This is a genomic window from Streptomyces typhae, from assembly GCF_009755605.1.
GTDB lineage: Bacteria > Actinomycetota > Actinomycetes > Streptomycetales > Streptomycetaceae > Streptomyces > Streptomyces typhae.
Genome location: NZ_WPNZ01000011.1, coordinates 310248 through 321896, shown reverse-complemented (window position 1 = coordinate 321896; position 11649 = coordinate 310248). Strand labels below are relative to the sequence as shown.

Below are 11649 nucleotides of genomic sequence, written 5' to 3'. Positions count from 1 at the left end.
CCCGCCGCCTCCCGCGTGGTCAACACCACCGCAGGACCCGCATCCCCGACCATGTACGCGATCCGGTCCTTCGGATAGTGCAGATCCACCGGCAGATACGCCGCACCCGCCTTCAACACGCCCAGCACCACCGCGACCTGCTCGGCCGACCGCGGCATCGCCACCGCCACCAACCGCCCAGGGCCCACCCCACGGCCGATCAGCCAATGCGCCACACGATTCGCACGCTCATTCAACTCCCCGTACGACCACGCACGAACAGCCGACTCCACGCCCAGCGACCCCGGCCCCTCGGCCACCCGCGCCTCGAACAACGCGGGAAAAGTAGTGGTCGGAAGGGTCGGTATCCGCACGGAGGACCCGTCGGCAAAAGGCTCTTGAAAATCGGTCACGGAAAACTCCAGACGTTCAGGACACGAGCAGATCGCAAGAGGGCCGAAGCGGTGGGTCCGAGGCGGGATCGCCGTGTCGGACCCCGTCGGTGCGGTGGTCGGGTGAGTTCGGGGGAAGGCTCGGCGCGAATTCCGTACCGCCGTCCGTGGATGCCCCGTTGACCTGGGATATCGCTTCTTTCCCTCGGGCTGTGACCGTAACTCGCGGATGTTTTCCGGGAGAAGGGGCGGCAAAGGTCCGGGGAAGCGCAATCCTTTCTCGCATGTCATCCACGGCTCACCGGAAAGGAGGTGGGACCTGCGCACCCGGAGGAAATGTCCTTTCTCATGGCCGCGCTCGTCGTATGCCGTGATTCTGCGCTGTCCCGTTAACGAGACCGCCGGGTCCGCTGCCGACGGCCCCCGGCGACAAGACGTACCGGGAAGGACTCGGATTGACTCAAAATCGACTACCCGAGCGCATGGTTCCGGTCTGTGAGTGATCTCGTTCGGAGGAGAAAGAGACGGTCTACGCGCGGCACTTGTTCCGACGTGACAGGGTGTCGCCGTCTGGCCTGGGGTGTCGGGCCCTGGCTCCGGGGGCCTCCGGATATCACGCACCAGGGTATGAACAGGATCTTTCACGCCGAACCTGCCGAGGGGAGGCCCCCTTCGCTGAATGCTCGCTTCCACTGTGCGATCTTGTGGCTAGCATGACCACCACAAGTGCCGTCGGAAGACAGCGCCACACGGCGGACTTCCCTCGCGACGGCACCCAGTCGAGGACGGGCCGACGGCCCGCCCACACGTGCCGACACCGAGGGACCACGGAATGACACAGCCCGCCGATCGTCGTCCGGACCGCACCTCGAACACCCGGCGAACGGCATACACGCTGCCCGTGTGCCTTCTGGCGCTGGCCGCCGTGGCGGGAGCCGCCGTGACCGCGCTCGCGCCGGTGGACGCGCGCGGCTGGGCGGGCGCCGCCGCGGCCGGCGGGTGGGTGCTGCTCGCCGTCGCCGTGTGCGTGGGCACCGTGAAGGCGAACGGCCTGCGGGCGCGGACCGCCGAGGCGGAGGACGAACTGCTGCGCACCCGCGCCCAGTTGGACTCCCGTACCGCCGAGGACATGGGCCTGGCCCAGGTCACCCTGCCCGCCGTGGCCCGCCTCGCGCGCGAGGGCGTCGCCCCCGACGAGGTGCTGCGGCAGACCCGGCCGCCCGCCCTGCCGTCCCAGCGCGAGCTGCTGCGCGTGTGCGTGACCGCGCTGGCCGACGCCGAGCAGCGCGCGGTGGCCGCGGCCGCGGCCGGGCGCAGTGCCGCAGACGACGTGGCGCGCATGTCCGACGACGTACGGCGCCTCGCAGGCGAGACCCTGCCGTCCGTCGTCGACAAGCTGCGCGGCGGCGCCTCCGTCGACCGGGTCCTCGCGGGCATGCACTGGCCGCAGGACCCGGCCCTGCGCGACCTGACCGAGGCCGCCGTGCGGGAACTCGCCCTGAGCGAGCGGCGCGCCGCCGCCGCGCAGGCCGCGAGCGCCAAGGCCCTCAGCCGCGTCCAGGCCAAGTCCGTGAGCATGCTCGCCGACCTGCGCGACATGCAGGACCGGCACGGTGAGGACGTCTTCGGCGACCTGCTCGCCATCGACCACAGCACCTCGCAGCTCGGCCTCATGACCGACCGGCTCGCGCTCCTGATGGGCGGCCGCTCCAGCCGCGCCTGGAACAAGCCCATCGTGATGGAGTCCATCCTGCGCGGCGCCGTCGGCCGCATCGCCGCATACCAGCGGGTGCGGCTGCACTGCTCGACCCGGGTCGCCGTCGTCGGCTTCGCCGCCGAGGGCGTGATGCACCTGCTCGCCGAACTCACCGACAACGCCGCGAACTTCTCACCGCCCACCGACGAAGTGCACGTCTACGTGGAGGAGTCCCGTACCGGCGTCGTCATCACCATCGAGGACAGCGGCCTGCGGATGTCCGAGGCGGCGCTGCGCCGCGCCGAGGAGTCGGTGTCCGGGCAGATGACCGACCTCGCGCTGCTCCAGGGCACCCGCCTCGGCCTCGCCGTGGTCGGCAGGCTCGCCGTCAAGTACGGCATGAACGTCAGCTACCGGCCCTCGGCCCGCGGCGGCACCGGCGTCGTCGTCCTGCTGCCCCCGCAGCTCATCGCCCAGCAGGCGCAGGCCGAGAGCGCCCCCGCCGCCACGCCCGTCACCACCGCGGCGGCGCCCGCCCTGTCCGGCACCGACGCCGTGCCCGCGCCCCGCAGGTCCGGGGACACCCGCACCGCGCCCGCCGCGCACGCCACCCCCGCCGAAGGCACCGAGATCCCCGGCCACGTCGCCTTCGAGGAGCACAGCACCGGGCGGGAGCGCACCGCCGACGGGCCCGACGCGCACGACCAGGTCGCCGGGCACGCCCGCCACAGCGCCACCCGGAGCCCCCAGGACTCTCCCGGCGCCCCCGGCACCCAGCCCCCCGCGGGCGGCGGCACCGACGGCAGGGGCGCCACCCTCGGCGGCCTCCCGGTGCGCAGGCCGGGCCGCACCATGGCCGCCGCGCACGCCGAGCTCCAGGAACGGCAGGCCGCCCACGCCCGTGACCGCGAGAACACCACCCGCACCCCTGGCACCCCCGGCCCCGCCCCGGCCGACGCGAGCGGGCCCGCGGGCACCGAAGGCACCGCGGGCCCCGAAGGCACCGCCCCGGGCCGGCGGCAGCGTACGCCGCGCGACATCGGCGCCGGCTTCGGCGCCTTCCACCGCGCCAGCCGTGCCGCCGACGAGAGCGAACCGCCGCCGCGGGCCGAGTGAGCGGCCCCCGCACGTTCCGAGGCCGGTCCGCCCGGACCACGCCTCCACCCCTTGCCCCGCGACCGAAAGGGAGGCACGGGCGTTCGCACCCCCGGTGATCGCCCCGAACCCACCATGCAGACCACCGACAACAGCCTGAACTGGCTCCTGGACAGCCTGCTCGACAACACCCCCGGCACCCGGCACGCCCTCGTGCTCTCCCGCGACGGCCTGAAGCTCTGCTGGAGCCCCGGCCTCAGCCTCGACCAGGCCGACCAGCTCTCCGCGATCTGCTCCGGCATCCAGGCACTCGCCCAGGGCGCCTCCATGGAGTTCGGCGACGGCTCCGGCGGCGTACGGCACTCCATGACCGAGTTCCACGGCGGACTGCTCTTCGTCGTCGAGGCGGGCCAGGGCGCGCACCTGGCCGTCATCGCCGACGAGGACGCCGACCCCGGCGTGGTGGGCCTCCAGATGAGTCAGCTCGTCTCCCAGATCGGCGAGCACCTGCGGGCCGAGCCCAGGGCCCAGGCGCACGGCGGCCCGCAGCAGCCCGGCGGCAGCGGCTCGTGATGCGGCGGCCCGTCGATGTGGGCGCCCCCGACCGGCTCTACACGGTCACGGGAGGCCGCAGCCGCTCCGACGGCAGCTCGTTCGACCTGGTGACGCTGATCGTCGCCGAGTGCGAGCCGTCCGTCGGCCAGCAGTCGGAGCACCGGCGCATCCTCGAACTGTGCCGCCACCCCACGGCCGTCGTCGAGATCGCCGCCGAGCTCTCGCTGCCCATCACCGTCGTCCGCATCCTCCTGGAGGACCTTCAGGCGACCGGCCGCATCGTTCCCCGTCATCCCCGCGTGGCGGCCTCCGCCACGCTGCCCGATACCGCTCTTCTCACGGAGGTGCTCCATGGGCTCCGCAACCTCTGAGCTGCCGTCGTCCCGGACACCGCTGCGCGACACGGCCGAAACAGGCCTGAAGATCGTCGTGGTGGGCGGCTTCGGCGTCGGCAAGACCACCCTGGTCCGCTCGGTCAGCGAGATCCGGCCGCTGAACACCGAGGAGGTGATGACGCAGGCCGGCGCGGGAGTCGACGAGATGCCCGAGTCGACCGGCAAGACCACCACCACGGTCGCCTTCGACTTCGGCCGCATCAGTCTCAACGACCGTCTGGTGCTCTACCTGTTCGGCGCGCCCGGACAGAAGCGCTTCTGGTTCCTGTGGGACCGCCTCTTCGCGGGGACGCTCGGCGCGGTCGTCCTCGTGGACACCCGCAGGATGGACGAGTCCTGGTACGCGATCGACCGGCTCGAACACCACGGCACGCCCTTCGTCGTCGCCGTGAACCGCTTCGACGACGACACGGCACGCCACTCCCTGGAGGAGATACGGGCCGCGCTGGCGCTGCCCGCCCACGTCCCCCTCATCGACTGCGACGCCCGGGTCCGCTCGTCCGGCAAGGACGTGCTGATCACCCTGGTCGACCACCTCCACCACCTGGCACGGGAACGGGAACTGACAGCATGACCGAAGCGACCGGACCCGCAGCCGCGCCGAACACCCCGCCGCCCGGCTGCCCCGCCCACGCCGCCCACCCCGACGCGGTGCCCCTGAGCGGCCTGGAGTACCAGCAGACGCCCTTCGACCTGTACCGCAGCCTGCGCAGCCGGCACGGCTCGGTCGCGCCCGTGCTCCTCGACGGCGGGGTGCCCGCCTGGCTCGTCCTCGGCTACTCCGAGGTCACGTACGTCACCTCGCACGACGAGCTGTTCGCCCGCGACTCGCGGCGCTGGAACCAGTGGGACGACATTCCCGCCGACTGGCCCCTGATGCCGTTCGTGGGCTACCAGCCGTCCGTCCTGTTCGCCGAGGGCGCCGAGCACCGCCGCCGCGCGGGCGTCATCACCGAGGCCCTGGAGGGCGTCGACCAGTTCGAGCTGGGCCGGGAGTGCGCGTACATCGCCGACCAGCTCATCGCGGGCTTCTCCGGCCGCGGCAGCGCCGAGCTGATGAGCGTCTACACCCACCCCCTCGCGATGCGTGCCGCCGTGCACATGGTCGGCATGCCGCCCGGCGCCGCCGACACCGAGGCCCTCGTCGAGGACCTGCGGATCTCGCTGGACGCCGCCGAGGGCGACGACCCCGTGGCCGCGTACGTCCGTGTCGGCGAGCGCGTCCACCAGCTGGTCGCGGAGCGCCGCAAGAACCCGGGCGCGGACGTCACCTCGCGGATGCTGGAGCACCCGGCGGGCCTCACCGACGAGGAGATCGTCCAGGACCTGATCTCGGTGATCGCCGCCGCCCAGCAGCCCACCGCCAACTGGATCTGCAACACGCTGCGGCTGCTCCTGACCGACGAGCGGTTCGCCCTGAACGTCTCCGGCGGCCGCCTCAGCGTCAGCCAGGCCCTCAACGAGGTCCTGTGGCTCGACACGCCGACGCAGAACTTCATCGGCCGCTGGGCGGTGCGCGACACCCAGCTCGGCGGGCGCCGCATCCGGGCGGGCGACTGCCTGGTCCTCGGGCTCGCCGCGGCCAACGCCGACCCGCAGATCTGGCCGGGGGCGCAGGTGGGCTCCGAGAACTCGGCGCACCTGTCCTTCAGCAACGGCGAGCACCGCTGCCCCTACCCGGCGCCGCTGCTCGCCGACGTCATCGCCCGCACCGCGGTCGAGACGCTCCTGGAGCGGCTGCCCGACCTGGTGCTCTCCGTCGACCCCGGCGAGCTCACCTGGCGCCCGTCGATCTGGATGCGCGGTCTGACGGCGCTGCCCGTGCAGTTCACGCCCGTGGCGCAGTGACGGCGGCGCAGTGACGGCGGCGGCGCGGAGGCGATCCGCGCCGCACGCGCCGGGCCGGGGCTCAGCTCGGTGTGAACACCACCGGCAGGGTCTCCGGGCCCCGGGTGAACACGCCGCGCTCCGAGGGCACGAAGCCGTCGGCGAGCCGCAGGTCCGGCATGGCGTCCAGGAGCTGGTTGACGCCCGTCTCGACCTCGGCGCGGGCCAGCAGCGCGCCCACGCAGAAGTGCCTGCCGAGTGCGAACGCGAGGTGGTCGGCCGCCGCGGAGAACGCCGTGGTGGTCGTCAGGTCGTCCCGGAAGATGTCGAAGCTGTCCGGGTCGCGGTAGCGCTCGCCGTCCCGGTTGGCCGAGCCGATGAGGCAGGTCACGGTGGCGCCGGCGGGCACGGTGCCACCGGCGAGCTCCACCTCGACCGCGGTCTGCCGCATGATCATGTGGACCGGCGGGGTGTACCGCAGGGTCTCGGCGAAGGCCCGGTCGACCAGGGAGCGGTCCGCGCGCACGGCGGCGAGCTGGTCGGGGTGCGTGAGGAGGTTGGCGAAGATCCCGGCGATGGCCTTGTCGGTGGTCTCGCCGCCCGCGGCGAGCAGCAGGCTGCAGAACGCCTTGATGTCCTCGTCGCTCATGGACACCCCGTCGACCTCGGCGGCGCAGAGCGTGGACAGCAGGTCGTCGCCCGGATTCTCACGGCGTGCCGCGATGATCGGGAACATGTACTCGGCGAACTCCACCCGGGTCCGCTCGCCCGCGGCCGCCACCTCGGGGTCGCCCGCCAGGTTGCCGAGGAAGGCGATGACGCTCGTGTACCAGCCGTGGAACCGCTCGTGATCGGCCTTGTCGAGCCCCAGCATGTCGGCGATCACGTTCACCGGGAAGCGGGTGGCGTAGTCCGCGACGAGGTCCGCGGAGCCGCGGTCGCGGAAGGCGGCGATCAGCTCCTCGGAGTTGCGGCGGATCACCGGCAGGAAGGTGTTCTGCAGCTCGCTGCCGCGGAAGGCCGGGGCGACCAGGGCGCGGCGCACCGCGTGCTCGCGGCCGCTGAGCTGGAGGATCGTCCGGCCGTGCACGGGCTCGATCTGCCAGTCGTAGTTGTCCGTGGTGAACTGCGCCGCCTTGTCCTTGAAGACGCGGGAGACGTCCTCGTAGCGCGAGACGATGTAGCTCTTGGTGGGTTCGTGCCACAGCAGCGGCTTGTGTTCGCGCAGGGCGCGGTAGACGGGGTACGGGTCGGCCGCGAACTCGGGCGAGAGAATGTCCGGTATGGGCTGAGCAGTGGACACGGGACTCCTTCGGAGGGCGTCTGCCTGGCCGGCCCAGCCTAATGATCAAGGAAAAGAACCGACAGGGTGCGTGACCCACCACTGTCGTCCCAGCTGTCCGCCCGCATCCCCCGCGCCCCGCGGGGCATACGGGGTTCACCACCCCCGAACCACTGGAGGAACGCCGTGGAGGCCGAGGTCAGAGCGATGGTGCCGATGGAGCTCGAGACCGGCGAGGACGGCGCCGGGCGCGCCCCGCTGTCCGCCGAGCTCGCGTACGCGGCCGCGGACCCGTTCGCCGTCACGATGACGTTCTACTGCGACGGCGACGAAGTGACCCGCTGGCGCCTGGACCGGCAGCAGCTCGCCGAGGGCTGCCGGTACCCGGTCGGCGAGGGCGATGTGCGGATCGCCCCGGCCCCGGCCCCGGGCGCGGCCCGCGGGACGCGCGTACGCGTCGAGCTGCTCGGCACCCCCGGCCCCGCGGGCCGCGACCGCGCCGTCCTGTACGCCGCCACGGCCGACGTCACCGCGTTCCTGGCCACCGCCCACGCGGTGGTGCCGCCCGGCGAGGAGCGCGTCTGCCTGGACGATCTCGTGTCCCGCCTGGTACGGGAGGCGTCCCCCGTTTCTCCGGAGGCGTCTTCCCCGCAGGTGTCTTCTCCGGAGGTGTCCTTTCCGGAGGCGACGCCCACTTTTCCAGTTGAGGACCATTTGCCACGTTAATCAGCTTTGGTACGGGGAACGCGTTTATCGGCATGTTGACGGATGAGACAGCTGAGGAGCACACCATGGCCAGCACTTCCACGCCCCGCTACACCGTTCCGGGCATCAGCGTCGAGGACGGCGCGAAGCTGATCGCGGCGCTGAGTGTCCGGCTGCACGCGCTCAACGATCTGCACCTCACGCTGAAGCACGTGCACTGGAACGTCGTCGGCCCGCACTTCATCGCCGTGCACGAGATGCTCGACCCGCAGGTCGACCGCGTCCGCGCGATGGCGGACGACGTGGCCGAGCGCATCTCGGCGCTCGGCGGGGTGCCGAAGGGCACCCCGGGCGCCCTGGTCGCCGAGCGCACCTGGGACGACTACAGCATCGGCCGGGCCGACGCCATCGCCCACCTGGGCGCACTCGACGTGGTCTACACGGGGGTGATCGAGGGCTACCGGGCGGCGATCGACAAGGTCGGCAAGTTCGACCCGGCGACGGAGGACATCCTCATCGAGCAGGTCCGCGACCTGGACCAGTTCCAGTGGTTCGTCCGGGCCCACCTGGAGAGCGCGCAGGGCACGCTCTCCACCGGCGACGCCTCCACGGAGGTCGACGCGGCCCGCGCCGCCGCCGAGTGACGGCACCGGCAGGACCGGACACGGCCCGCGCGGGGCAGGGACCCCGCGCGGGCCGTACGCGCGCTGCGCGAGCATCCGCTACTCCCAGGCACCCCTCACCTCCCGAACACCCCTCCACTCCCAAGTACTCCTGTACTCCCAAGTCCCCCTGTTCGACGGGCTGTTGAGAACAGAACAAGTTGGCCCGGGGCGTGGAACGAGTGATATGGGTGGACATGCCATCGACACTCGGGGGGCCGTGTCAGTGACGGGGTGGGGAAGTGTCAGGGATATCCGGGCGTCAATACGAGCGCATGTTCGATCTGGCGACCACGGTGCTCGGGGAACCGGGCACCGGAAACATCTGGGCCCCCATCGCGGGGGAACTGCTCGACGCCTGCGGGGGCGACTTCCTCGTGCTCATGGACCAGGACGCGGGGCCCACCGCGGGGCGGCGCGACACGCTGCGGCTGCGCACGGCCGGCGGCTTCGTGGAGCTCCGGCTCGACGCCGACGTACTGGACCGCATACACCACGGCTGTCCCCTGATCGCCCACTACCGCGCCACGCGCGACCGGACGCCGCGGACCGCCGCTGAGGTCGTGGGGGAGCGGTCCTGGCGCGGCGGCGAGACGGCACGGCTGCTGCGGGCCGCCCTCGGCACCGAGCACGTCCTCGGCCTGCCGCTGCCCGACAGGTCACGCCCCGTACGGGGCTTCACCATCCACCGTTCGGGGCCGGGATTCACAGCGGCCCAGCGGACCTACGCCCGGCGCATCCAGCTCCTGCTGTCGGGCGTCGACAAACACGCCGACCTGCTGCGGTCCTGGCGGCGGCCGATCGTGGAACTGTCGGGGACCGATGACACGGGCGGGCCGGAGCGGCCGAGCGGCCCGGACGCCCTCGGCCTGACTCCGCGGGAGACCGCCGTACTGATCCTGCTCGCCGACGCGCTGACCGCCGCCGCCATCGGCCGCCGTCTCGGCATCTCCGTGCGCACGGCCCAGAAACACATCCAGAGCATCTACCGCAAGCTCGGCACCCGCGACCGCGTCGCCACGGTGCTGCGGGCGCAGAACCGCGGCCTGATCCCCACGGAGGCGGAGTGCTCATGACGCCGGAGCGGCAGCCGGTCCCACCGCCCGCAGGGCGCCCGGAGCACGGGGGTTAGCCTGCGGGTCATGTTCACGACGCGCCCCACGCTCCAGGGCACCTTCGGCATGGTGTCGTCCACCCACTGGCTCGCCTCGCAGACCGCGATGGCGGTCCTGGAGGACGACGGGAACGCCTACGACGCCGCCGTCGCGGCGGGGTTCGTGCTGCACGTGGTCGAGCCGCACCTGAACGGGCCCGCGGGCGAGGTGCCGATCGTTCTCGCGCCGGCGGGCGGTGCCGTACGCGTCCTGTGCGGGCAGGGCGTCGCACCCGCCGGGGCGACCGTCGCCCACTACCGCGACACCCTCGGGCTCGCCCTGGTGCCCGGCACCGGGCCCCTCGCCGCCGCCGTCCCCGGAGCCTTCGACGCCTGGATGCTGCTGCTCCGCGACCACGGCACCAAGACGCTCGGCGAGGTCCTGCGGTACGCCGTCGGGTACGCCGAGGACGGGCATCCGCCCGTCGAACGGGTCACGCGGACCGTCGAGACGGTGCGGGAGCTCTTCGAGACGGAGTGGACCTCGTCGGCGGCCGTCTACCTCCCCGGCGGCAGGCCGCCCACGCCCGGCGAGCCGTTCCGCAACCCGCGCCTGGCCGCGACCTGGCGGCGCCTGATCGCCGAGGCCGAGGCCGCGGGCGGCACCGACCGCACCGCCCAGATCGAGGCCGCCCGCACGGTGTGGCGCACCGGTTTCATCGCCGAGGCCCTGGTGCGCCAGGCCACCCGTCCCACCCTGGACACCAGCGGCGAGCACCACACCGGCACCCTCACCGCCGCGGACCTCGCGGCCTGGTCCGCGGGGTACGAGGACCCCGTCACGTACGACTGGAGGGGCTGGACCCTGTGCAAGGCGGGCCCCTGGAGCCAGGGCCCCGCCCTCCTCCAGCAGCTCGCCCTGCTGCCGGACGAACTGCCGCCGCCCGGCTCCGCCGCGTACATCCACCTGCTCGTCGAGGGCTGCAAGCTCGCCATGGCCGACCGTGAGGCCTGGTACGGGGACGCCGCGCCGGTCCCGCTCGCCGAGCTCCTGTCCGAGGACTACAACACCGCCCGCCGGGCCCTGGTCGGAGAGCACGCCTCCCACGAGCTGCGGCCCGGCCGCCCCGGCGGGCGCGAGCCGCTCCTCTCCGCCCACGCACGGGCCGTCGCCGCGGGCGAGCGGCCCGACCTGCGCGCGCCCAACGACACGGCCGCCGCGGGCGCCGGGGAGCCGACCGTCACCAACGACGGCGGCACCCGGGGCGACACCTGCCACCTGGACGTCGTCGACCGCTGGGGGAACATGGTCGCGGCGACCCCGTCCGGCGGCTGGCTCCAGTCCAACCCCGTCGTCCCCGAACTCGGGTTCCCCCTCGGCACCCGGCTCCAGATGGCCTGGCTGGAGGAGGGCCTGCCGGACTCGCTCACCCCGGGCCGCCGCCCCCGCACCACGCTCTCGCCGTCCCTCGCGCTCAAGGACGGCGAGCCCGTCCTCGCCTTCGGCACCCCCGGCGGGGACCAGCAGGACCAGTGGCAGACCCACTTCTTCCTGGCCGTTGCGCTGCGCCCCGCGATACGCGGCGGGCTCGACCTGCAAGGCGCGATCGACGCCCCGAACTGGCACACCGAGTCCTTCCCCGAGTCCTTCTACCCGCGCGGGATGCGGCCGGGCAGCCTAGTCGTGGAGTCCCGCACGGACCCCGGGGCCGTGGCGGAGCTGCGGCGGCGCGGTCACGAGGTGACCGTGGGCGGCCCCTGGTCGGAGGGGCGGCTGTGCGCGGTGGCGCGGGACCCGCGGACCGGCGTCCTGTCGGCGGCGGCCAATCCGCGGGGGATGCAGGGGTACGCGGTCGGGCGGTGACCAGGGGGCGCGGGGGCCGCGCGAGGCGGCGGGCGGAGAGAGGAGTTCGTCCGGATTCCGTCCGTTGTTCACCCCTGGAGCCCGCGATGTCAGTGGCACGTGCT

Annotated in this window: 11 protein-coding genes; 9 read left to right on the top strand and 2 right to left on the bottom strand. The window is 73.0% G+C overall.

Features of this window, described 5'->3' with window-relative positions:
• Positions 1 to 392: AMP-binding protein (locus GPA10_RS43750; RefSeq protein ID WP_343041187.1), on the bottom strand; the 392-nt coding region annotated here is incomplete at its 3' end.
• Between the two features lie 880 nt (positions 393 to 1272).
• On the opposite strand from GPA10_RS43750, the gene GPA10_RS21785 reads away from it, so the two are divergent.
• The 5 genes from GPA10_RS21785 (at position 1273) to GPA10_RS21765 (ending at position 5960) form a co-directional block, all read left to right on the top strand.
• On the top strand, positions 1273 to 3183 hold the full coding sequence (locus tag GPA10_RS21785) for a sensor histidine kinase (RefSeq protein WP_343041186.1): 1911 nt from the start codon (positions 1273 to 1275) through the stop codon (positions 3181 to 3183).
• A 114-nt stretch (positions 3184 to 3297) separates the two neighbouring features.
• Positions 3298 to 3735 (top strand): roadblock/LC7 domain-containing protein, encoded by a 438-nt coding sequence (locus tag GPA10_RS21780; protein ID WP_058851240.1) that lies wholly within the window; start codon positions 3298 to 3300, stop codon positions 3733 to 3735.
• A complete protein-coding gene (locus GPA10_RS21775) occupies positions 3732 to 4088 on the top strand; it encodes a DUF742 domain-containing protein (RefSeq protein WP_058851241.1) in 357 nt (118 codons plus the stop codon). The genes GPA10_RS21780 and GPA10_RS21775 overlap by 4 nt, the downstream gene beginning before the upstream one ends.
• Positions 4069 to 4686, top strand: a complete 618-nt coding sequence (locus tag GPA10_RS21770; RefSeq protein WP_058851242.1) for a GTP-binding protein — start codon at positions 4069 to 4071, stop codon at positions 4684 to 4686. The genes GPA10_RS21775 and GPA10_RS21770 overlap by 20 nt, the downstream gene beginning before the upstream one ends.
• Complete coding sequence (locus tag GPA10_RS21765; RefSeq protein ID WP_157166931.1) at positions 4683 to 5960, top strand: cytochrome P450; 1278 nt, start codon at positions 4683 to 4685, stop codon at positions 5958 to 5960. Before GPA10_RS21770 ends, GPA10_RS21765 begins: the two co-directional genes overlap by 4 nt.
• Before the next feature lie 61 nt (positions 5961 to 6021).
• Here the strand turns inward: GPA10_RS21765 and GPA10_RS21760 are convergent, their stop codons facing one another.
• The gene (locus GPA10_RS21760) at positions 6022 to 7242 is read right to left on the bottom strand and encodes a cytochrome P450 (RefSeq protein WP_058851244.1); all 1221 of its coding nucleotides are present in this window, start codon (positions 7240 to 7242) and stop codon (positions 6022 to 6024) included.
• Positions 7243 to 7437: 195 nt separating this feature from the next.
• Here GPA10_RS21760 and GPA10_RS21755 point away from each other — a divergent pair, with 195 nt between their 5' ends.
• From GPA10_RS21755 to GPA10_RS21740, 4 genes are all read left to right on the top strand, one after another.
• Entirely contained in the window at positions 7438 to 7947 is a 510-nt protein-coding gene (locus GPA10_RS21755; RefSeq protein WP_157166930.1) for an SsgA family sporulation/cell division regulator, read from the top strand.
• A 65-nt stretch (positions 7948 to 8012) separates the two neighbouring features.
• Positions 8013 to 8570, top strand: coding sequence for a Dps family protein (locus GPA10_RS21750; RefSeq protein ID WP_058851246.1), 558 nt, complete (start codon positions 8013 to 8015; stop codon positions 8568 to 8570).
• Between the two features lie 293 nt (positions 8571 to 8863).
• The gene (locus GPA10_RS21745; protein ID WP_157166929.1) at positions 8864 to 9664 is read left to right on the top strand and encodes a helix-turn-helix transcriptional regulator; all 801 of its coding nucleotides are present in this window, start codon (positions 8864 to 8866) and stop codon (positions 9662 to 9664) included.
• 66 nt (positions 9665 to 9730) lie between these two features.
• Positions 9731 to 11545 carry a gamma-glutamyltransferase family protein gene (locus tag GPA10_RS21740; protein WP_157166928.1) on the top strand — a complete coding sequence of 605 codons (1815 nt, stop codon included), beginning with the start codon at positions 9731 to 9733 and terminating at the stop codon, positions 11543 to 11545.
• The last annotated feature ends 104 nt before the right edge of the window (positions 11546 to 11649 follow it).

Excerpts from the sequence above, each read along its gene's own strand:
- GPA10_RS21780 (WP_058851240.1), top strand. The coding sequence starts at position 3,298 with ATGCAGACCACCGACAACAGCCTGAACTGGCTCCTGGACAGCCTGCTC.
- GPA10_RS21770 (WP_058851242.1), top strand. The coding sequence starts at position 4,069 with ATGGGCTCCGCAACCTCTGAGCTGCCGTCGTCCCGGACACCGCTGCGC.
- GPA10_RS21765 (WP_157166931.1), top strand. The coding sequence starts at position 4,683 with ATGACCGAAGCGACCGGACCCGCAGCCGCGCCGAACACCCCGCCGCCC.
- GPA10_RS21755 (WP_157166930.1), top strand. The coding sequence starts at position 7,438 with ATGGAGCTCGAGACCGGCGAGGACGGCGCCGGGCGCGCCCCGCTGTCC.
- GPA10_RS21750 (WP_058851246.1), top strand. The coding sequence starts at position 8,013 with ATGGCCAGCACTTCCACGCCCCGCTACACCGTTCCGGGCATCAGCGTC.
- GPA10_RS21745 (WP_157166929.1), top strand. The coding sequence starts at position 8,864 with ATGTTCGATCTGGCGACCACGGTGCTCGGGGAACCGGGCACCGGAAAC.
- GPA10_RS21740 (WP_157166928.1), top strand. The coding sequence starts at position 9,731 with ATGTTCACGACGCGCCCCACGCTCCAGGGCACCTTCGGCATGGTGTCG.